Origin of the sequence: Lutispora sp. (assembly GCF_041687175.1) — a bacterium.
In the GTDB taxonomy this organism is placed as follows: domain Bacteria; phylum Bacillota; class Clostridia; order Lutisporales; family Lutisporaceae; genus Lutispora.
In genome coordinates this window covers 1-18,951 of record NZ_JAWLCK010000016.1, presented here as the reverse complement: position 1 = coordinate 18,951, position 18,951 = coordinate 1, and the positions used below count along the sequence as shown (strand labels likewise).

Sequence of the window (18,951 nt, the reverse complement as noted above, 5' to 3'; positions counted from 1 at the left end):
TGCACCTCCTTCCAATCTGCATATATTTAGATAAGGAATCTGAGTTTATCCTCAGCACCGAGGCCTAGGATGGCAAGGGCTATTATAAACAGTAAATTGCTATTCTTGGATCCACTAGCTATCAAGATAACCAGCAGCAATAATAGCAGAATTATATTATTCATCACTGACCTCCTTCCACCCTAAGGGTTGTTCTCTCTTCCCACTTCCATACTATGTACAGGTCCTTTTTTTGTTACAGCCTGACTCAACATTTTGTTGATTTTTCTAAGTCAAGCTGTGGTTGAATTTTTTTGTTTTATGTTTTATGATTTAAGAACAAAACGCTTTATAAGATATTAGTGGCAGTGTATTAATTGGAAAGGATGAATGGATATGTCGAAAATAGAATTTAAACCCGGTACCATGCTTTATCCGGTACCTGCTGTCATGGTCTCCTGTAGCGATACTAATGGGAACAACAATATAATAACCATAGCCTGGACAGGAATATTGTGCTCAAATCCGCCTATGGCATATATTTCTGTAAGACCGGAAAGGTATTCCTATGAAATGATAAAAACTACAAAAGAATTTGTAATAAATCTCCCAAATAAAAAGCTATGCAAAGCTTTGGATTTCTGTGGAGTTAAGTCAGGAAGAGATGTTAACAAGTTTGATTATCTTGGATTGACTCCCGAGAAATCAAACCATGTAAGTGTTCCCTCTATAGCTGAAGCTCCTGTGAATTTAGAATGTAATGTAAAGGATATTGTGCCTTTAGGCTCTCATGATATGTTTATTGCAGATATTGTAGGAGTTTCGGTGGAAGAAAAGCTAATGGACGAAAAACAAAAACTCCATCTTTCAAAAGCGGACCTCATATGCTATAGTCATGGAGAATACTGGTCGTTAAAGGAATCTTTAGGCTTTTTCGGTTATTCTATAAGAAAAAAGCAAAAAATAAAAAGGGAGAGAGAATGACTATTCTCTTTCCCCGAATTTATTGCCAATATAGCTGAATATGATTCTGGACTTCTCGCTTATTGAGCTTTTTGATACTTTATATTTATCAGCAAGCTGCTGCTGCGTTACATCCTTGCATGTGAATCTACAGTATGCAAATTCCAATGCTGCCGCCCAAATCTCTATTCTGCCTATCTTAGGTACATCTGGATAGGACGATTTTATAAAATCATACCAAATATCCTCTACAATATTGGTATATGGCGTTTTATAACAGTTTTTCATCATCTTCAGAGTAGTGTTTTTTACATCTTCCCATTCTTTCCTCCATTCGCCTTTAAGCAAATTATCAGGTTCAATGGATATGGCCTTTACTTCACCGTCTATAAGCACATGATATGGCTCTTTACACCCTATTTTATTTAAAAGAAATACGGATTCAATTTTTATACTTTTATCTACATCAGGCCTAAGTATATATTTTCTGATTACATCTTCCAATTCAATGATTTCTTCCTTTTTTATTTTATCAAATATCATCTTTCGAAGAACAAGTTTGTCAAAGCTTATAACAAAATAAATAATTTCTTTTATACTATTATCATTGATTATGAGTTCCTTTATTTCATCTTTTTCCAAAGATAAGAATTGGTATACTTTATCAATTCTTCTTCCCACTTCTTCCTTAGGAAGCTGGCAAATATAAGGCAGGTATCTGAAATCATCAATACCTTCCTTGGCTTTGACAGCTAAACCGTAATAATAATCTCCTAAATAGCTTTCTCCATCATATTTTTGAAGCTTTTTCCACAAATCCAATGCCTCATTGAATTTCTTACAGTTAAAGGCTGCAACAGCCATGAGATGAATGTACTGAGGATTTTTATCATCCATTCTGATAAGTCTTCTATAGGCATCATAGGCTTCTTTATACCTGTTGAGGCATCCTAACGTATCTGCAATTTTATAAGCATAATCCTCGCTATCAGGATAGAGTTTCTTAATGAGCCTTACCTGTCTTTCTACCAGGTTATTTATTCCAAGCTTATTATAAAATATGGCGAGGTTGCAGTTAGCATGTATATTATCTTTCTCGTATTCCAGCACATCTTTTGCAATGCTTATAGCTGTGCTTATATTTCCTACATAATAGTGGGTTAGAGACAGATTGTTCTTTGCAGGAATAGCATTAGGCAGCTTTGAAACCACTTCTTCCAAGTTCTTTAGTGCCTTTTCATATTCCCTTCTCTCCATGAATTTTATTGCTTCTTCTTCCATTTTATATATATGTTCCAACTCTTCATCATCCAGGTTGTTATTGGCCTCTATGATAAGATATAACATATCCACCAGATGTTCTGCTTCTTCCGCATACTCTCCATAGGGCACAAGCTTTAAATATTTCTCAAAATACTCCAATGCCTTTTTTATTTTCTGCATTTGAAGATAATTGCAACCTAATCCAAAATAGCACTCATCATAATCTGGATCCAGATTGTTTATTATATTCAAAAGCACACTGGTGGAATGCTCTATATGTCCAAGTTCTGCCAAAAGCCCTGCATAGTTAAACTGCATATAGCTGTCATCAGGCTTTATTTTTACTGCTTTTTCTATATATCTTAAAGCGGTTTTAAGCCTGCCACTTTGTATATGCTTGAAGCTCAGACCAAAATAAAAATCCGCTCCTCTTTCAAAAGATACTACTTTATTGTTCTTCATAATACACCACCTTAGTGCCTTGGGTCTATTAATAGAGAATATTAAACCCACCTGGCAATATTACTTTAAACAGATTTCTCTTCTCATTATTTATAAATCTGACCTTACCGTAGTCCACAAATGAATCTTTAATTCGTCTCAGTCCTGAACCTGTTTTCAAAAATCTTTTCTTCTCATCTAAAACAAGCAGTCTGTGATAAAGCCAACTATTCCTCCTGTATGGGTTGCTCTCCTTTAATAATGAGTGTACTTCATTCTTATTATAAAGGGCTCCAGGGTTGCTGATCTCTATATGATTTTTTGAAATGTATACCACCGTTTCTCTGCCATAGCTGAAATAATCTCTGTGAACTACAGAATTGGCAATAACCTCAGCTATTGCTGCCATAGGGTAATCCTGCTTCTTAATGAGATTTGCCATATAGTCCTCTACCTTATCCAGCATGGAAGTAATATCACCATAGAAATACTCACCTGTATTGTTCTTTCCATCTATGACCTTTATTCCTGTATGAGGCAGAAACTGTTGAGGTCTATAGCCAAATACAAGAAGTCCGCCTATGGTTGGATGATATGTCGCTCCATCATCTTCCCCTGATAATATACCTAAACCTTCCAAAAGAGGATATAGGCTCTCAAATCTATCATACTCGATCCTTAAGCCGGATTTTTCGAGATATTTCATAATAATGTTCTTATCAAGCTGATCTATACTTACATTGTTCAAGGATATTGTTTCATATTGTAAAAGTCCTGAATCCTGAAGCATACCGGCTATTTCTTCCCTGCGTGCTATGTCAGTAGTTGATCCTCTTCTCAGATAGAATGAACCATTATGAAGTATTTGATGAGGCTTTTGATTGCTTTTATAAATAGTCAGTACTCCAACTGTCTTATCATCATAGTTTACTAAATCAAACTTTACTGTTACTGGCGGATCACATCTCTGGCTTACTATCTGCTGGATTTGCTCTTCCTGATATTCTGGTACATTTATGCCAATGACCTTTTTTGTTTTGTCCTGGATACCAAAAATTATGTATCCTCTTCCGCCCTTTGAATTTGCAATAGCAGTTACATCCTTTGCCAATTCTTTCTTCTCCCAGTCAGTTTTTAAGGACAACCTTTCCTTAAAGTCTAGTTTGGTTGATTCATTTTTTGCCAGAAGAGCTGCAAGTCTTTGCTTGTTCATGTAATGCACCTCATTTTGCAAATTCTAATTTTAGTTTATCATATTTAGTACAAATAACATAGCTTTATATGTTATATCTTTATTTCAAAAAAATACAGCGATATTGCTACCGCTGTATCATATTTCATTATATAAGCGTTCTTAGTAATATTTGGATATCTAAATCTATACTGCTTTGTTGTTTCCCGTCAATGATTTTCTCAATATTCTCATATATAGATAACCAATTATCTCTTTCTGTTGAAAGTGGCGAATTTCTAGCCACCTTTTTATCATTTTCCTTAGAAAAAATAATATATAATTCACTTGCAAAATTCACAATATAACCCCTTTTCTTTTTCAATAATTCTCTGTCTTTTAACTATTAGTAGTTCACAAATTCCTAGTTCCCAAACTCCCTCTTGCATGCCATTTTAATCATTAATGTCATCCCCTCTCATTTTTTGCACACAAAAAGGCCATGGATATCCATGACCTTAATTGGATGCTATTATATTATAATAATTAAAGTCACAGACTATTTAGCCTGCGACTTAAATCCATAGTAATGCTATAATAATATTTTCTATAGATCCATTGATCCTTTCGCAGGCAGGAATATATAGTTGTATTGAGCAGCTATAATAAATAATCTTGTTTTAATCATTTTTCCTACCTCCTTCTTAATTAGTAAATTAATCATTTTTAACACATAATTACTATACCATGCAAAATATTCTTTAGCAATATATTTTATAAAAGTTAATTATTACAATTTGGTTACAAAACTTTCCTATCACCATTTTATATTATTCTTATATGCATATATGGCAGCTTTAGTCCTATCATTAACATTTATCTTTCTAAATATACTGGATACATGGTTTTTCACTGTCTTTTCACTTATGAAAAGCTTATCTGCTATATCCTTGTTATTCATACCATCTGCTATAAGGGATAAAACCTCATACTCTCTTCTTGTCAACTCATTTTCAGTATTATTTTTATATGACTTAGCACTACTAAATTCCCTCACAAGCTCTGCAGCAAGCTTTGGCTGTATATAAGATACCCCTGAATAAGCATCCCTTATGGCTTTTGATAAAGAAGATGAGTCCGAATCTTTAAGTACATATCCTAATGCACCTAGCTCTAGAGTTTCCATCAGGTATTCTCTTCCTTCATGTATGGTCAATACCACGGTTTTAACCTGAATATTCTCTTCTTTAATTTTTCTTAGTGTAGGTATGCCACCCATTATAGGCATATTAATATCCAGAAGAAGGACATCTGGATGAAGCTCCTTAATTTTTTCCAGTGTTTCAAAGCCATTGGCAGCTTGTCCTACCACTTCAAAGTCCTCTTCAAGTTCTAAGATCTGTTTGAGTCCCTCCCTCACAAGAGAATGGTCATCTGCAATAAGAATTTTTATCTTTTTCATCTTGTACCTCCCCATATAAATCAATAGGTATTGAAACTAATATTTTTGTCCCCTTACCCGGCGAAGAATTGATTTCAAATTTACCATTAAGAAGTGAAACCCTCTCCTCCATACTCATAAGCCCATACCCACTATTTTCATCACAATTTTTTATAGATTCTCTTCTAAAGCCCACTCCATTATCGCTTATTACAATGTTTATGGTTTTTTTTGTAATTTCAATCTTAACAAATGCTCTACTCGCTTTAGAGTGTTTTTTTATGTTATTTAATGATTCCTGAATTATTCTGAAAGAAGCTACTTCAATAATGGGCATTAATTTTACCTTATTGCCGAAAAATCTAAACTCAACATATACTTCAGATGTCTCATTATGTTGAGTTATAAGCCTTTCCACTGTAGGTATCAGTCCTAAATCATCTAGAGACATAGGTCTTAAATCGTATATTATCTTCCTTACATCCTTAAGACTGAAGCGCATTACTTCCCTCAGTACCTTTAATTCCTCCTTTGCTTTTTTTGTATCAATATCGATAAGCTTTTCACATAATTCAGTTTTTAGTACTAAGTTAGCTAGTATCTGGGCCGGACCGTCATGTATCTCTCTTGATAGTCTATATCTTTCTTCTTCTTGAGCTTGAATAACCTTTATACCAAGATATTGCTTCTCCTTAATATCTTCAAGTTGGCCATGGATATTTTTTAAGTCTCCGCTTAAATAACCCAAAACAACGCTCATCTGTGACATTAATTTTTCTGCCTTTTTAAGGGTATCCCTCGCAGCTTTTAATCTTAACTCCATCTCTGTACGGCGTTCTATCAGAATCTGTTCCTCATTCTTCTTAACCATCAACTGGAGCTGCAGCTCCTTAGCCTTTTCATATACTTCTTTAATATCCTCTTCACTAAACTCCTTGAAATTTTTATTGACTATCATAAGTCTATATCTGATATCTTTTTCAAGTTTTGTCAGCTTATCAACCTGATGTATTATTTCCTCTGTTCTTGCCTTGATTTTATGCAGCTCTTCTTCTATCTTCTTATACTGGTTTCTTGATTCTTCGACTATTTCATAGATCTGTTTCTGGCTATTTTCTATAGCCTTTAAAGTTTGCTGTATTATTTGTGTAAGCTTATCTATATGTATCATCTCCTTTTGAAGAGTCTTTCTCAATTGGCAAAATATATTATAATATATTATATTATACTATTTTTCTTATAGACTTGTAAGTATGTTGTAACAATATGTCGTTTTAACAGTAATTTATTCCCAAAAGATTGGTTCATAAGTACTAAACTTTTGGGAATAAAAATAGCAAAAAAACGGCTTCCGCCGCTTATTCAACAGGTTGTAGCCCTGTAATATACCAATCTTTATTATGTTTTTCCAATGTTATCTCATAGTCGCTTTCTATTATCTCCGTATCTTCATTTCCTTCCATAATCCATATAATTTTACCTTTGATAAAAGCATTATCTCCTTGTTTTTCTATGCTCTCCTCATAAAATTCCAGAGCGATTACTCTTTCCATACCAGTTGGGTTTTCTTTCAAATATGAGAAGGTCTCCAGGTCTTCTACCAATAGCTTCCCAGCAGCCACAGAAGTCATATCGTTATAAAAATCACTATATCCATAACCCTCAATTAAAATATTATTCCAGATCTCAGCTCTCCTTACTAGTAACTCCTCGCATAGGACATCTAAATCTGTAGGATCACTGAATACTATAAAGCTGGCCAGTAGCACCAATAATAACAAATACAATATACTTTTTTTCACCATCTCACCTCGTTGTAAACTTGATGAGATAATTATACACTGGTTGGTCTATAAATTTTGGCATTTTCTGCACCAAATCAGAAAGTTTTTGTCTACATAATTTTATAAATTGCTTATTTTATCGCTACCAAACAAAGCAATGCGGCAAAAGCCGCACTGCTTTAAGTCATGTTATAATTTTTATACTGCTTCAAGAGACTCTTTTTCCTTCTCATCAAAAAGCTTGTCCATATCAAGAAGTATCAAAATCCTTTCGCCCATCTTCCCAATTCCTGTAATATACTTTCTGTCTATTCCTGCAATAATATCAGGAGCATTTTCAATATCTTCCTCGCTTATTGTTCTTACTTCTGAGGCGTCATCTACTATAAAGCCCACCTGCTTAGAATCGATGTTCATAACTATTATTCTTGTTTCATCGTTGATTGATTCACCGGGAATGTTAAACCTTTTCTTCAAATTGACTATAGGTATGATTTGACTTCTAAGGTTTATTATACCCTCAATGAACTTAGGAGTATTGGGGACCTTCACAGGTTCTTTATAGGTTACTATCTCCTTAACTTGCATTATATTAACACCATACTCCTCATTTCCCAATTTAAAAACTACAAATTGAAGCTCAGCCATGTAATCTCCTCCATATTATTATTTAATATCTTAATGCTTATGACAGCCACAGTTGGGACCATGCTTATGGTCATGCTTCTGATCATGGTCATCCACTATTTCTATGGAATCCAATTGTGTCCTTACCTGATGCTTAATCCAGTCTATATATTTTCTTCTAAGCTTTTGTTGTTCTTCCTTTTCTTCATTGGTCAATTCTTGAGTTTTAGATTTTCTGGCGAGAAAATTAATTCTATCTATATCTTCTTTTGTAATCATGAAACCATCCTATCTCAATTTATTTAAATTCAACTATTCTAATTCTCCTAGTACCTCTTCAACAGCTTTCACGAATACTCCTGACTTAACCATTTTATCAAGTTTATCCATATCAACATACATTATTCTGTCATCTTCTACAGGAGGTACTTGTTTCCTTATTTCTTCGTATACATGCCTTGTGCCTTTTCCCAGTTCCACTTCACCTCTGAAGCTTATTGCCTGAGATGCGGCAAAGGCTTCTATGGCAAGTACCTTTTCCACATTGTCCAAAATAGCTCTTGCTTTTCTGGCTGCAGTAGTTCCCATGCTTACATGGTCTTCCTGATTGGCAGAGGATGGTATGGAGTCAACACTGGCCGGGTGAGCCAATACCTTATTCTCAGATACCATTGATGCAGCTGCATACTGAGTTATCATGAAACCTGAGTTTAATCCTCCCCTTTTTGTCAAAAATGCAGGCAAATCGTTAAGCTGTGGATTTACTAACCTTTCAATCCTTCTCTCTGATACATTTGCTAGTTCGGATACTGCTATTCCTAGAAAATCCATTGCCAAGGCTATAGGCTGACCATGGAAATTGCCTCCCGAGATGACCATGTCATCTTCTGAAAAGATTAGGGGATTGTCTGTAGCCGCATTTAGTTCTATGGATATTATATCCTTAACATAGTTTATGGCATCTCTGCTGGCACCATGTATCTGTGGTATACATCTCAAAGTATAGGCATCCTGAACCCTTAATTCTCCCTGTCGAGTTGTAAGGCTGCTTCCTTCAGTGATCCTAAGCACATTTCTTGCCGTAGACATCTGTCCTTTCTGCCCTCTTGCCTTATGAACCCTTTCATTGAAAGCATCGGTAATACCCTTTAGAGCTTCGAGAGTCATGGATGCAATTATGTCAGCAGTTTTCATCAAATTCATAGCATCATAAACCGCTAATGCTCCTATGGAAGTCATAACAGGTGTTCCGTTTATAAGTGCCAATCCTTCCTTAGAAGTAAGCTCAACGGTTTTTATGCCAGCCTTATCCATGGCTTCTTTACCTGTCAATCTTTCTCCCTTATAAATGGCTTCACCTTCACCAAGCATTACAAGAACCATGTTAGCTAGAGGTGCCAGATCTCCGCTGGCTCCTAAAGAACCTTTTTCCGGTATTATAGGATGAACTCCTTTGTTCAGCATTTCCAACAATGTATTAACAGTTTCAAGTCTTATGCCCGAATACCCCTTTGCCAATGCATTGGCTCGAAGGAGCATAACTCCTCTTACTGTTTCTTCAGGCAGGGGATTTCCCATGGAGCAGGAGTGGCTTACAATCAGATTTCTTTGAAGAGCTTTTGTATCTTCTCTGGATATATAGGTATCGCTGAATTTCCCGAAACCTGTTGTAATTCCGTAGACCACTGTTTCCTTTTCCACAAGATTGTCTACATATTCTCTGGATTTTTTAATCTTTGATACCGCTTCTGGTGATAACTCAACCAAGAAGCCCTCCCTTGCTACATTGACCACATCCTTTATGGTCAGGTGTTCTCCATCGATGCGCAAATGTCCCATCCGATTACATCTCCTTTGCCTTTAAATTTATATTTCTCCTTTTAGCTTTTTTATAGCTATTTGAGGTTTTCTTAAAAACCTTTTTATCCTTTGGCTTTATAAGGCACTTGCTTCCGTATCCTATTAAGTCCGTCCTATCTGCAATGCTAAGAGCCTTATATACGAGATCATAATTCTTAGGATTTCGATATTGTATCAATGCCTTTTGCATAGCCTTCTCCGCTGGATTTTTTGGAACATAAACCTTCTCCATAGTCCTCGGATTAAGCTCTGTATAATACATTGTTGTGGATAAGCTGCCTGGAGTTGGATAAAAATCTTGTATCTGCTCCGGATTATATCCCATATCCCTTACATATTCCGCCAATTCTATGGCAGCCTGCAAATCAGATCCAGGATGAGCTGACATAAGGTATGGTACAAGATACTGGTCTTTCCCAATTTTTCTATTTGTTTCGAAATATTTCTCCTTAAATCTATCATACACTTTTTTGCTTGGTTTTCCCATAAGTTTTAAAACTTTTTCTGATACATGCTCAGGAGCTACTTTTAATTGACCGCTAACATGATACTTGCATAATTCATTCAAGAACTCATTGTTTTTATCATAAATTACATAATCATATCTTATTCCAGATCTTATAAATACTTTCTTTACTTTTGGCAGATGTCTTAGCTTCCTAAGGAGCTCAACATAGTCTCTATGATCTACTATGAGATTTTTGCATGGGACTGGAAACATGCATTGTCTATCTCTGCATACTCCATACTTTTCCTGCTTTTTGCAAGCAGCATGTCTAAAATTAGCAGTAGGGCCTCCCACATCATGTATATATCCTTTAAATTCAGGATCCTCTATCATCAGTTTTGCTTCTTCCAAAACAGATTCATGGCTTCTGCTTTGTATCACCCTACCCTGGTGAAAATTCAGGGCGCAAAAGGAACATCCTCCATAACAACCTCTATGAGATGTTATGCTGAATTTAATCTCCTGCAATGCAGGTATTCCTCCCTGAACCTTATATATGGGATGATAATCTCTAGCGTAAGGCAGTGCGTACACATCATCCAGTTCATATTGATCCAAAGGCTTGGCAGGAGGGTTTTGCACCAGGTATCTGTCTCCGTGGGGCTGTATCACCACTCTTCCTGTTTGATAATCTTGTTCCCTTGATTGAGCCAGAAAGGCTTTGGCATATTTCTTTTTATTCTCAGCAACTTCTTCATGGCTTTGGATGAAGACTGAATCTCTCAACCCTTCCACGGAACTTGTCACATAAGCTGTACCATCTATATAGTTCACATACTTTATATCTATACCGCTGGATAAAGCCTCAGCAATCTCTCTCATAGGTCTTTCTCCCATGCCATATATCAGCAGATCTGCTCTTGAATCCAGAAGTATTGAACGCCTGACCTCATCATCCCAATAGTCATAATGAGCAAACCTTCTCAGACTTGCTTCTACTCCTCCTATTATTATAGGAACATCCTTATAGGCTTCTCTAAGCTTGTTACAGTACACTATTACAGCTCTATCAGGTCTAGTACCGTATCTGCCCCCTGGTGAGTATAAGTCTGTTCTCCTTCGCTTTTTTGAAGAAGTATAATGGTTGACCATGGAGTCCATATTCCCAGAAGAAACAAGGAATGCATATTTAGGTTTTCCCAGAATCATGAAGCTTTCCTTTTGTCTCCAATCCGGTTGAGGTATTATGCCTACTTTATACCCCATATGATCCAGAAGCCTTGTTATAATTGCATGACCAAAGCTGGGGTGATCCACATAAGCATCACCGCTTATATATATAAAATCAAATTGTTCAATGCCTCTCTCCCTCATATCCTCTCCTGATATGGGAAGAAAAGCTGAAGTATCAACATTTCTCAACAATTTCACCTTTCCTGTTTACCTATTTGCCCAATGGCTACTCGCCTCTAGTATCAGGTATTCCTTTGGGATCGTAGATTCTTCGCTGACGCTCAGAATGACATGCTACCTAACGGCCCCCCATTAGCCCATTTGCCCATTGCCCCATTTGCCCATTGGCCCATTTGCCCATTGGGCCTATTTCCCTATTAACCTGAAGGTAGATATGGGAGTATATACTCTTTTGCCTTGAATTTGTTCGCTCTTTATCAACGAAACCTCGCTGACATCAATATTAGGTATCCTGCTCAAGTCAACAATTTTCCTTAATTCTTCAAAGCTGGTTCTGAGCAGTAGATCCTGAGCAATGGTTATATGAGGCGTATAAGGTCTTTTTTCTTTGTCAAAGCCCCATGCTCCTAGCCCGGCTTCAATATTTCTATATAAAGCATTCAAGGAATCCAACTCGCCCCCAAGTCCTAACCAAAGTGTTCTGATGGTGCCTTTTCCGCCAAAAAAACCTAATTTTTCAACTATTAAACTAAATCTCCCTACTCCCTGGGCGGATTTTTCCAGAACTTCATTTATTATATTTACCTGGTTTTCAGAAATATCCCCAAGAAATTTAAGGGTTAAATGAAAATTTCCCATATACTTGAATCTGCCCTTGTGGGAGTTTTCTCTTACAATAGATTGAATAGCTTTTATTTCATTTTTCACCTTTATATCAAAATCAATCCCTATAAATGTCCTCATACAGGTACCAACCTTTGTTCATATTTTACCTTATGGAAAGATAATAGGATATAAAAAATATTCCTATTCCCAATAAAAAGAGTAGGTATCCCCAAGGAAACTTCTTGCTGGTTTCTGGTTCCACATCTTCATATATGGGGGTCTTCATAACCTTTCTTTTAAAAATTGTGAAGGAGGCTACTATCATAATCCCTCCTATAAGAGCCATAACAAGTCCTATCCAGAACAAAATATCTATGAAAATCGATGTAATCATGCAAAACCTACCCCTTGTTATTATAATAAATAAAAATAAAGCATGTTAAAGGTATCTACCTTATACATACTTTATTTTAATACATTTCTTCCATTATTACTACTTTTGAATATTAATTATCTCATTGTATACATCTTGAGGTGTCATTCCGGATGCATCTATGACCTTTGCCTTGCCTACCACATCCTGAATTCCCATAATATTTATATCAGTACCGGAAACAACCACAGCATCGTATCTGTTCATAGTCCATGATGATCCCATCTTTTTGCTGTCAAATTCTTTTACATTTATATCATTCTCTTCAAGATATCTCTTTACATTGCTTAAATTCTGCTCCACTCCCACCTTTATTTTCCCCATATCTTAACCTCCTTTGTGTTATGGTTTTTGCTTTCTAACATTATTTATTAAACAAATCCATCTTAAATATACATATTTATTTTACATGCTGTTTTTGTCAATTTTAGATGAAGAGTTTTATTCTCAGTTTACATTTTTTGTCTTGTACAAGCTAAAATATTTAGTTAAAATATATTTATATTACAATTGTGTTACAAATTCCATTCTTTAGCGTTAACTTGACCTAATGAATTTCTTAATCAATTCTTAATGAAGAGAAACAAAAGTGCTCTCTGAATTATAGAATTGTTAATCGGGTTCTACTGAACCTTCGCTCCTTTGTAGTTTAGATTCAGTAGAATTGGGACGAAAGGCTACCTTGTAATTAAAATGCTTCCAATAAAAGCCTTTCCTACTTTCTTGAATGTAAAGGGTGGTTATATTGAAAAAAGCCTTCACAAGTAAGAAAAGTAATCATGTTAATTTTTTCTACATACCGGAGAATGAATCTTCCATAAAATCCATAAGGATACCTGTATGGGGTCCAAAAGTTTTAGCTGGATTATTAGGAGCACTTATTATCTATTCATCTTTTTCTGCATATGCATTGAACAATCTTAATGATAAATATGAGGCAAGCTTAAAAAACATTGAAGAACTTACCAAGATAAACAATCGGCAAAAGATTGAAATACAGAACCTGAACCTGAATGCTGAAAGAATCCAGGAGCAGTTGGATGAAAATATTGCAGCCTTGGAAGAAATAAAAGCCGCAGTAGGGTTAAAGAGTGAAGCCTCCGAAGAAAATGAAAAGGCAAAGACTTCGGATAACATTTCACAAATTTCTATAAGTAATACATATTCAACCCAGGCAATTTTGGATAATTATGATTTGTCAGATGAGATTTCTACTCTAAAAACTTCTCTCATTAGTTTATCTAAACAAACATTAAGTCAGAAGACAGAGATTGATGAATCTATAGTATCTATAAATGATAGACTGGATTATCTAAGATGTGTTCCCTCTATTGTTCCCGTTGTTGCTAAAATTACCTGCGGCTATGGTTATAGAAAGAATCCATTTACCAGCCGTGGCAGCGAGTTTCATTATGGAGTAGATTTTGGAGCACCTTATGGAACCAAGGTTGTAGCTACCGGCGATGGTGTAGTATTATTCGCAGGATATCAGGCAGGATATGGGAGAATGGTTGTCATATCTCATGGCTATGGATTTACTACATGCTATGCTCATAATTCCTCTCTATTAGTAAAAAAAGGTGACAAAGTAAAGCGAGGGCAAGCCATCGCCAGAGTGGGAAACACGGGAAGAAGTACGGGAACCCACTTGCATTATGAAGTCAAAATAAATGGTAAGAATGTAAATCCTGCAAAATATTTTTAAGCAAAGGAGATTAGTTTATGTTCAGTTCAAATAAGAAATCCGCATCATCTATTAACACTGATAGAATAGATACTTTAATAGGAAAAAACACAAGCATTGAAGGCGCACTTACTGCTGAAGGTACTGTCAGAATAGAGGGTAAGTTAAAAGGAGATGTTACACTTTCTGGAAGTCTGATAGTTGGCGGAGAAGGTTTCGTTAAAGGAAATATAAAAGCCGATAGCGTAGTACTATCGGGTATAGTAGAAGGAAACATCACTGTAGAAAATCATCTCCATATAACTTCATGCGCTAAGTTGATTGGTGATATCGATGCAAAAAATATCATAATTGATGAAGGTGCCATATTCAATGGTAATTGCAAAATGACTGCTCCTACTGCTGCAAAAGCTGAAGCAGCTGCAACCAAAGAAACTAAAGATAACAAGGGGAAGAAATAGAACTTTCACATCTTATGCAAATACCATTTGAGACTGTCTATTTCATAGCGCAGCTCAAAAACTTTAATTATGCCATTATCAGAAGTTTCGCAGGTGTATCTCATCATGGAATTGCCTGCGAATTTATTTTTGTCCTTTTTTATTATCCTGTTAACCTTTACTACCCGCAGCTCCTGGGCTTCATCCTCATATCTGAATCGTATGGGAACCGCATTACCTTGAAAATCGAACCATGCTATAACCTCTATGGGTTTTCTCATCAGCTTCACAGTCCTCACTCCTTAAAATAACTGAAGTAATTACAATATGCTGCTCATCATGGCATAATCATCTTCTCCGACTCCACCGGAAACTGGTGAAAACTCTCCATCTGCTAGAACAGCTCTCATTATAGAGTTTTTGCCATATTTGCATCTTATTGAATCTATAGCAGAGTCCAATGCCTCTTTTTTTTGCCTGTTTCTATCATCAAACAATGAGGCCTGAACAAAGTCATCTCCTGAAAGCTCAGTTACTCTTACCCCAAGATGCCTTATCTTCTCTCCCTTCCAGCATTCCTCAAAAAGCTGGGCAGCCGTAACATATATATCGCTGGTTATACAGGTAGGTGTCATAAGCTTCCTCTGATGAGAGTAACTATTAAGCTGAGATGTCCTTATCTCCACAGAAACTACACTGCAGCAGGCTCTGGCTGCTCTAAGTCGCATAGCTACTGACTCTGTGAGAGAAAGAAGCACTTTACAGGCTGTTTTTTTATCTTCCACGTCGAATCTTATGGTTGTGCTGTTGCCTATGCCTTTTATATTCATCAATTTGCTGCCTGACACCGGCGAATCCTCTATACCATTGGCATATCTCCACAGGAGGTTACCAAAAGATTTAAACCGATTATATAGAAACTTTATATCAGTATTTGCCAAATCCCCTATGGTTTTTATGTTAATATCGTGCAACTTTTTCTTGGTCTTCCTTCCCACCATAAATAGATCCTCTACAGGTAAAGGCCACATTTTTGAAGGTATTTCATCATTATAGAGGGTGTGAACCATATCCGGCTTTTTTAGGTCTCCAGCAACCTTAGCTGTAAGCTTATTTTGTCCTATACCTATATTCACGGTAAAACCCAATTCCTTTTTTATCCTGTCCTTTATCTTGTGGGCAGCCTCAAGGGGCTGCCCAAAAAAAGGCTCCATACCTGTATAATCCAAAAACATTTCATCCACAGAGAAACGCTGAACCTTTGGAGAGTATTCCTTAATGAGAGAATAAAGCGCGTTGCTTGCTTTCATGTAAAGCTCATAATTGGGTGGTACCACTACGAGACCGGGACATTTCTGTCTGGCCTGCCATATAACTTCTCCCGTTTGTATTCCAAAAGCCTTAGCAGGTATGCTCTTCGCCAATACTATGCCTCTTCTTTCTTCTTGTGAACCTCCTACCACGGCAGGTATCTCCCTTAAATCCACGTCCGCTCCTCTTTGCAAGTCGTATACAGCCTGCCAGGATAGGTAAGCAGAATTGACGTCTATATGCATTATTATCCTTTTAGTCATGATATCACCGCTCTTATTAAATATTATTCTCTCCCACCGCAAGGCATCTTGGTATAATTATATGTAAAATTTACGAACATATGTTCGTATTAATTATAGCATCTTTATCCAAAAAATAAAAGACCTTTCTTAAAAAAGAAAGATCTTTATAAAGCATAAGCTATGTAATAACACAATATAAGCTATGTGATATAAAGTATAAGACATGTAATAGCAAAAGTATAAGCTAAAGGCATAAGCTATGTGATAGCACAATATAAGCTATGTAATAGCACAGTATTAGTATACAATCCTTGATGGTACTAAATAACTGAGCCTAAGAAAAGTCTAACGCTTTCAACAGCCATCCGTGACCTGTGAAAGCTTGCTCGACCTCCATGTCTCGCATACGACTGTTTCTAAGGCTCAGTTCTTAAGTACCATTAGCAAGTCTTGTATGAAAATACTTTAGCTATTACATAGCTTATACCTAAATTCACCTTTATGTATTATATTAAAATTCACCTTCAATGATGTCTTATAACAATCCCATGAATGTCCATATAATTTTTGCGGCTTCTCCTCTGGTGGTAAAATCCTTTGGAGCAAATAGGTTGCCTGGTTTTCCACTCATTATGTTCAGCTCATACATAAGCTTTACAGCATCAGTTGCATAATCAGAAATATCCTTGCTATCTGCAAAACTGTATACTAAAGAACCCTTTACCTGATTCTTGCCTAGAAACTTCAATGCCCTCTCCATTATTACTGCCGCATCCTGTCTTGTTATATTGTATTCCGGATAGAAATATCCATTATAACCCTGTATCAATCCTGCTTTGGAGGCTGCTTCAATATATCCTGCATAGGGATTAGAAGATGAGACATCCCTATAGTTTCCTGCTCCCTCAATTTCTTTAAGCCCTATGGCTTTGGCAAGATAGGCAGCAAACTCAGCTCTTGTTATATTCTCTCCTGGCTTGTACATACTGCCTTCCCTCGGAAGCACCACATCTGCCTCATATAATTTCTGAATATAGTCTTTAGCCCAATTCCCCTCAATATCTGTGAGAGATTTTTTGGATGAGCCTTCACTATCTTTAGGCAGCAGCATTATGCTTTCCTCACCTGATATAAGCTTCATACCGACACTATCTGATTCATAGTAGGAATACTGAACATCTATATCATTTATTATAGGATTGCTCATATAGCTGGTTATCAAGTGCTTATCTTCCGCTCCTATATTGGCAAAATAGTTTTCATTGGGAACACGCTTCCCATTATAGGTATATATAAAGGTAGGCTCTACAGGAATCCATCCTTCCCCGGGCAGATAAAATTCACTCCAGGAATGTCTTCTGTCAGATACATCAGTCCATTTATTTTCTTTTACTTCATCTTCCAACCAATATCCTTCTACAACTCTGGAGGGTATTCCTGCGGCTCTGCACAATGCTGTAAACAGAGAAGCATATTCATCACATACTCCTCTTCCAGTTATAAAACCGCTAAGGGCTCCTTTGTTTGCGTAATTAGGAGTCGCATCATATTTTATATGTAAATTTACAAAATCATATATTTTCTTTGCCTTCTCCACAATGGTGCCTGTTTTAGTAAGCTCCAATGCCTTTGCTTTTATCTGGGGATTGTCGCTCTCAATCTTTTCTCCAGGCAAAATATACTTGTAATTTGAAGGATTACTCAAAAAATCCTTATAATCTGCCTTTATACCATAAATGCTTTTATTATAGGAAATTCCCCCATTTAATATTTCCCTATCAACAATTACATCAATTTTTTGACCTGGCTTCAATTCTTTAATATTGATATGAGCATATGTATTTCCCCATTCATCTGTTGACAAAGAACTAGGAAAAGGGGAAATATTAAACGCTAAATTCTTTTGGTAATATGAATCTGTATCTGAACCTGCAAGAACCTTTATATTCAGGTTATATACTTCTTTAGCACCATCATTTTTTATTTGATAAGCATTCCTTACTACATATCTTCTTTCATCTTGTATACTGTAGGACTCGGCACTTACAGCAGAAACAAGCAGAATCAGTATCAATATAAATGGAATGACTTTTCTATAAAACCTCATATCTAAACCTCCATTATGTACATACAATAATTAAATTATAACATTAACTACTACACTATTATATTAAAAGTTTATTACAGCAAAAGAAAAACGGCTTTTCGCCGCCTATACTCATATATTTAGAAGACTTGAAGCTATTCCAAAAAAGGTGCTGAGAGCTAATGCATCCACGATTGTGCTTATTAAAGGACCTGCCATAATAGCAGGATCCAAATGAATCTTCTTGGCTACTATGGGCAATGCCCCTCCTACAAGTTTAGCAAGTACCACTGTGCATAGAAGACTCAAGCAAACTACCGAGGCTATTGAATAGCTAACATGCTCAAAGATTATCAATCTTAAAAAATTTACAATAGCCAGTATGCTTCCTGCAAATATGCTAACTTGTAATTCCTTAAAAATAACCCTTAGAACATCTGATGGATTTATTTCACCTAGGGCTATACCCCTTATTATAAGGGTTGAAGCCTGGGAACCTGCATTTCCTCCTGTATTCATGAGCATGGGAATGAAAGCCGTCAATATAACAATTGATTGCAGCAATTCCTCATATCTTTTTATTATGCTGCCTGTAAAAGTAGCTGAAATCATAAGGATCAGAAGCCATACTATCCTATGCTTTGCCAGTATCAAAGAGCTGGTCTTTAGATATTCCTCTTCCAAAGGCTCCATGGCTGCCATTTTGTGAAGGTCTTCAGTATTTTCCTGTTCTATAATATCAACTATATCATCTAT

At 36.2% G+C, this 18,951-nt stretch carries 21 protein-coding genes; 3 read left to right on the top strand and 18 right to left on the bottom strand.

Annotated features, from left to right (window positions below; genetic code table 11):
* Positions 1-26 precede the first annotated feature (26 nt).
* Positions 27-164 (bottom strand): hypothetical protein, encoded by a 138-nt coding sequence (locus ACESM9_RS04440; RefSeq protein ID WP_372995693.1) that lies wholly within the window; start codon positions 162-164, stop codon positions 27-29.
* Between the two features lie 211 nt (positions 165-375).
* Between ACESM9_RS04440 and ACESM9_RS04435 the strand changes: the two genes are divergently transcribed.
* Positions 376-963 (top strand): flavin reductase family protein, encoded by a 588-nt coding sequence (locus ACESM9_RS04435; RefSeq protein ID WP_372995691.1) that lies wholly within the window; start codon positions 376-378, stop codon positions 961-963.
* Here ACESM9_RS04435 and ACESM9_RS04430 read toward each other — a convergent pair whose 3' ends face one another.
* From ACESM9_RS04430 to ACESM9_RS04370, 13 genes are all read right to left on the bottom strand, one after another.
* Complete coding sequence (locus ACESM9_RS04430) at positions 964-2,667, bottom strand: tetratricopeptide repeat protein (protein WP_372995689.1); 1,704 nt, start codon at positions 2,665-2,667, stop codon at positions 964-966.
* 28 nt (positions 2,668-2,695) lie between these two features.
* A complete protein-coding gene (locus tag ACESM9_RS04425) occupies positions 2,696-3,859 on the bottom strand; it encodes an RNA-binding domain-containing protein (RefSeq protein ID WP_372995687.1) in 1,164 nt (387 codons plus the stop codon).
* 127 nt (positions 3,860-3,986) lie between these two features.
* On the bottom strand, positions 3,987-4,178 hold the full coding sequence (locus ACESM9_RS04420) for a hypothetical protein (protein ID WP_372995685.1): 192 nt from the start codon (positions 4,176-4,178) through the stop codon (positions 3,987-3,989).
* Positions 4,179-4,634: 456 nt separating this feature from the next.
* The gene (locus tag ACESM9_RS04415) at positions 4,635-5,279 is read right to left on the bottom strand and encodes a response regulator (protein WP_372995683.1); all 645 of its coding nucleotides are present in this window, start codon (positions 5,277-5,279) and stop codon (positions 4,635-4,637) included.
* Positions 5,248-6,453, bottom strand: coding sequence for a sensor histidine kinase (locus ACESM9_RS04410; RefSeq protein WP_372995681.1), 1,206 nt, complete (start codon positions 6,451-6,453; stop codon positions 5,248-5,250). Before ACESM9_RS04410 ends, ACESM9_RS04415 begins: the two co-directional genes overlap by 32 nt.
* 163 nt (positions 6,454-6,616) lie before the next feature.
* Positions 6,617-7,060, bottom strand: a complete 444-nt coding sequence (locus tag ACESM9_RS04405) for a hypothetical protein (protein WP_372995679.1) — start codon at positions 7,058-7,060, stop codon at positions 6,617-6,619.
* A gap of 180 nt (positions 7,061-7,240) precedes the next feature.
* Positions 7,241-7,690 (bottom strand): chemotaxis protein CheW, encoded by a 450-nt coding sequence (locus ACESM9_RS04400; RefSeq protein WP_372995677.1) that lies wholly within the window; start codon positions 7,688-7,690, stop codon positions 7,241-7,243.
* A gap of 30 nt (positions 7,691-7,720) precedes the next feature.
* Positions 7,721-7,948 (bottom strand): DUF896 domain-containing protein, encoded by a 228-nt coding sequence (locus ACESM9_RS04395; RefSeq protein ID WP_372995675.1) that lies wholly within the window; start codon positions 7,946-7,948, stop codon positions 7,721-7,723.
* Between the two features lie 33 nt (positions 7,949-7,981).
* Positions 7,982-9,508: a histidine ammonia-lyase gene (gene hutH, locus ACESM9_RS04390; RefSeq protein ID WP_372995673.1), complete on the bottom strand. Its 1,527-nt coding sequence runs from the start codon at positions 9,506-9,508 to the stop codon at positions 7,982-7,984.
* 4 nt (positions 9,509-9,512) lie between these two features.
* Positions 9,513-11,351: a YgiQ family radical SAM protein gene (locus ACESM9_RS04385; RefSeq protein WP_372995729.1), complete on the bottom strand. Its 1,839-nt coding sequence runs from the start codon at positions 11,349-11,351 to the stop codon at positions 9,513-9,515.
* 225 nt (positions 11,352-11,576) lie between these two features.
* Positions 11,577-12,134 (bottom strand): RNA 2',3'-cyclic phosphodiesterase, encoded by a 558-nt coding sequence (gene thpR / locus ACESM9_RS04380; protein ID WP_372995671.1) that lies wholly within the window; start codon positions 12,132-12,134, stop codon positions 11,577-11,579.
* Between the two features lie 25 nt (positions 12,135-12,159).
* Positions 12,160-12,390: a hypothetical protein gene (locus tag ACESM9_RS04375; RefSeq protein WP_372995669.1), complete on the bottom strand. Its 231-nt coding sequence runs from the start codon at positions 12,388-12,390 to the stop codon at positions 12,160-12,162.
* A 99-nt stretch (positions 12,391-12,489) separates the two neighbouring features.
* Complete coding sequence (locus ACESM9_RS04370) at positions 12,490-12,753, bottom strand: YkuS family protein (RefSeq protein ID WP_372995667.1); 264 nt, start codon at positions 12,751-12,753, stop codon at positions 12,490-12,492.
* Between the two features lie 421 nt (positions 12,754-13,174).
* On the opposite strand from ACESM9_RS04370, the gene ACESM9_RS04365 reads away from it, so the two are divergent.
* On the top strand, positions 13,175-14,134 hold the full coding sequence (locus ACESM9_RS04365; protein WP_372995665.1) for a peptidoglycan DD-metalloendopeptidase family protein: 960 nt from the start codon (positions 13,175-13,177) through the stop codon (positions 14,132-14,134).
* A gap of 17 nt (positions 14,135-14,151) precedes the next feature.
* The gene (locus ACESM9_RS04360) at positions 14,152-14,574 is read left to right on the top strand and encodes a polymer-forming cytoskeletal protein (protein WP_372995663.1); all 423 of its coding nucleotides are present in this window, start codon (positions 14,152-14,154) and stop codon (positions 14,572-14,574) included.
* 5 nt (positions 14,575-14,579) lie between these two features.
* Here the strand turns inward: ACESM9_RS04360 and ACESM9_RS04355 are convergent, their stop codons facing one another.
* The 4 genes from ACESM9_RS04355 to mgtE form a co-directional block, all read right to left on the bottom strand.
* On the bottom strand, positions 14,580-14,843 hold the full coding sequence (locus tag ACESM9_RS04355) for a hypothetical protein (protein WP_372995661.1): 264 nt from the start codon (positions 14,841-14,843) through the stop codon (positions 14,580-14,582).
* A 30-nt stretch (positions 14,844-14,873) separates the two neighbouring features.
* Positions 14,874-16,127: a DNA polymerase IV gene (locus ACESM9_RS04350; RefSeq protein WP_372995659.1), complete on the bottom strand. Its 1,254-nt coding sequence runs from the start codon at positions 16,125-16,127 to the stop codon at positions 14,874-14,876.
* A 517-nt stretch (positions 16,128-16,644) separates the two neighbouring features.
* On the bottom strand, positions 16,645-18,216 hold the full coding sequence (locus ACESM9_RS04345; protein ID WP_372995657.1) for an S-layer homology domain-containing protein: 1,572 nt from the start codon (positions 18,214-18,216) through the stop codon (positions 16,645-16,647).
* Between the two features lie 111 nt (positions 18,217-18,327).
* Positions 18,328-18,951, bottom strand: a 624-nt coding sequence (gene mgtE, locus ACESM9_RS04340) for a magnesium transporter (protein WP_372995655.1), incomplete at its 5' end; no start/stop codon positions are given.